Here is a 2,805-nt window from a genome sequence, read left to right as displayed (position 1 = left end):
CATTTTTATAGAAAAAAACGCCCATCCCTCTTCTTTCTCATGGAGGGATGGGCGTTTTTCGACAGTCTGAACCATTTCGAAATCGAAATGGTTTTTGCTTTACAAAAGATCAGTTTTCTTTTAAGATGATAGTGAGTACTCACTCATTTTTAATCTGAAGGAGTGAAAGAAATGGAAGCCATAATTGAAGCAAGCGGATTAAATGTAGGTTTTAAGCACAAGCAAGTCTTGTTTGATTTATCGCTAACTGTGAAGCGCGGTGAAATTTATGGTTTGATTGGTCCATCAGGAGCTGGGAAAACCACCCTTGTAAAAACCATTATCGGCATGGAAAAAGCGCAAAGTGGAAGCGTTCAAGTGTTAGCGCATTCCATGCCTAGCCTTGCAGTGATGGAAGAGATCGGTTATATGGCACAATCCGATGCTCTTTACGCGGACCTCACGGCTAGAGAGAATCTCGACTTTTTTGCTTCGCTTTATCGCCTGAAAGGGAAAAAGAAAGAAAAACGAATCGAATATGCGGCAAGTCTTGTTAATCTCACGGCTGAGCTCGGGAAAAAAGTAGCAGCTTTTTCTGGTGGAATGAAGCGAAGATTGTCACTTGCTATTGCCGTGTTACCAGACCCTGAAGTATTGATTTTGGATGAGCCAACGGTTGGAATTGACCCAGAATTGCGCCTTTCCATCTGGGAAGAATTGCAAACGCTTAAAGAAAGCGGCAAGGCGATCCTTGTCACGACGCACGTCATGGACGAAGCAGAAAAATGTGATCGACTAGCGATGATTCGGGATGGGCGCGTGATTGCAGCGGGAACTCCAGATGAATTGAAACAAGAAACAGGCAGTCAAAACTTGGAGGCGGTATTTCTTAAATTTGGGAGGGAGACGGAATGAGAGTTTTAGCGATTGTAAAGCGAATTGTGAACCAGTTTAAACGAGACAAACGAACGCTTGCGCTGATGATGCTCGCGCCGCTCCTTTTGATCACGCTCCTCAATTATATGTTTAACGGGAGTAGCGTCGATCCTAAAATTGGCGTGAGTGGTCTGAATGAAAGTATGATTACAGCACTGAAAGATAAAGATCTAGATGTCAAAAAATATCAATCTGCTGAAAATCCTACGAAAAAGATCAAAAATGATGATCTGGATGCTTTTTTAGATTTAGAGGGCCAAAAGCTTGCGATCACCTATGAAAATAGCGATCCCTCCGTTACGACACAAATTAATGCGAAGCTGCAGGGAGCACTTATGGCCGAACAATCAGCAGAAATGAAGCAAGCCGCTCAGTTACTGAAGCAAACGATGAAACAACTGGAAAAAAATGGGGCAGGAGTGGAAGTGTCAAAAGCCGCGAATTTAACTGGTGAAGCTCCGCAGATGGAAATGAAAGCGAGCTATGTGATCGGCGATAAAAATACAAGCTATTTCGACACAATCGGCCCGATTTTCATTGGCTTTTTCGTCTTTTTCTTTGTCTTTTTGATTGCAGGGATTTCTTTCTTGCGTGAGCGGACTACAGGCACGCTTGAACGACTACTCACAAGCCCTATTCGGCGTTTTGAAATTGAGCTGGGCTACATGATTGGTTTTGGGATTTTTGCGCTGATCCAGTCTGTCCTTGTCGCCTTATACTCCATCCATATTTTAGGAATGATGCAAAATGGGTCAATCTGGTATGTTCTTTTAATTACACTCACACTTGCGATGGTTTCTCTCGCGCTTGGAATGTTGCTATCCACATTTGCGAATAATGAGTTTCAAATCATTCAATTTATCCCAATTGTCATTGTCCCTCAAGTTTTATTTTGCGGTATTTTTTCACTTGAAGGGATGGCGGACTGGTTGCAGTGGCTTGCCCATATCATGCCAATGTATTACGGGGCAGAGGCCCTTAAAGATATTATGATTCGCGGGGAAGGCTTCACTGGATTTGCAAGCAACTTTTATATCTTGCTTGGCTTTGCAGCCATATTTTTGATTTTAAATATCTTCGCACTGAAAAAATATCGTAAAATTTGACTTAGGAGCGAAAATAAGTGGAAAATAAACAACCGGATTTATTAAAACAAATTCTCAATGTGACGGAAAAAGACCAGTATATGAGTGAGAAACAAAAGAAAATTTTACAAGCCGCGACCGAGCTTTTCGCAGAGAAAGGTTTTTCCGCAACTAGTACGAATGAAATTGCCAAGCGGGCGGGCGTTGCAGAAGGTACCATTTTTAGGCACTACAAAACGAAAAAAGAGTTGCTCATGGCAATCACGATGCCAACACTCGTCGAAGGGGTTATCCCATTTTTAGCAAAAGAATTTACAGAAGAGGTTTTTGAAAAGGAATATCCTGATTTTCGAGCATTTATTGAACAATTGATTCGAAATCGCTTTGAGTTTGCCCGTGAAAATGGAAAATTACTTAAAATTTATTTTATGGAGCTGATGTACCATAATGAGCTTCGCGCACAGTTTTCTGAGATTTTTATGACGCATGTAAAAGATAAATTTGAGTGTGTGATTGACTATTATAAAAGAAAGGGAGAATTGAAAGACTTTCCAAATAGTACGATTATGCGAGCTTTAATTACGAATATTGTGGGTTTCATGATTACACGTTTTGTAGTGATGCCAGATGCTAAATGGGAAGACGAGCAAGAAATTGAATTTACGATCGATTATATTTTGAATGGAATTTTAAAATGAAAAAAGGAGAGAAAAACAATTGTTTTTCTCTCCTTTCAGACTGTAGACAAAGTAGTGAAAAACTTTGTTTACAGTCTTTTTTTAGATATACTTGTGATAGAACATAC

The 2,805-nt window shown here is 40.3% G+C and carries 3 protein-coding genes; all 3 read left to right on the top strand.

The genetic code is table 11. The features are described 5' to 3' along the window. Positions 1-171 precede the first annotated feature (171 nt). The 3 genes from HCK02_RS13600 (at position 172) to HCK02_RS13590 (ending at position 2,698) form a co-directional block, all read left to right on the top strand. The gene (locus HCK02_RS13600) at positions 172-894 is read left to right on the top strand and encodes an ABC transporter ATP-binding protein (RefSeq protein WP_167630636.1); all 723 of its coding nucleotides are present in this window, start codon (positions 172-174) and stop codon (positions 892-894) included. After that, positions 891-2,021, top strand: coding sequence for an ABC transporter permease (locus HCK02_RS13595; RefSeq protein ID WP_167630635.1), 1,131 nt, complete (start codon positions 891-893; stop codon positions 2,019-2,021). The genes HCK02_RS13600 and HCK02_RS13595 overlap by 4 nt, the downstream gene beginning before the upstream one ends. Positions 2,022-2,101: 80 nt before the next feature. Then, on the top strand, positions 2,102-2,698 hold the full coding sequence (locus HCK02_RS13590) for a TetR/AcrR family transcriptional regulator (protein ID WP_167630637.1): 597 nt from the start codon (positions 2,102-2,104) through the stop codon (positions 2,696-2,698). The last annotated feature ends 107 nt before the right edge of the window (positions 2,699-2,805 follow it).

This window comes from Listeria valentina (assembly GCF_011800755.1).
GTDB classification, from domain to species: Bacteria; Bacillota; Bacilli; order Lactobacillales; family Listeriaceae; genus Listeria; species Listeria valentina.
This window is presented reverse-complemented; position numbering and strand designations above follow the sequence as displayed.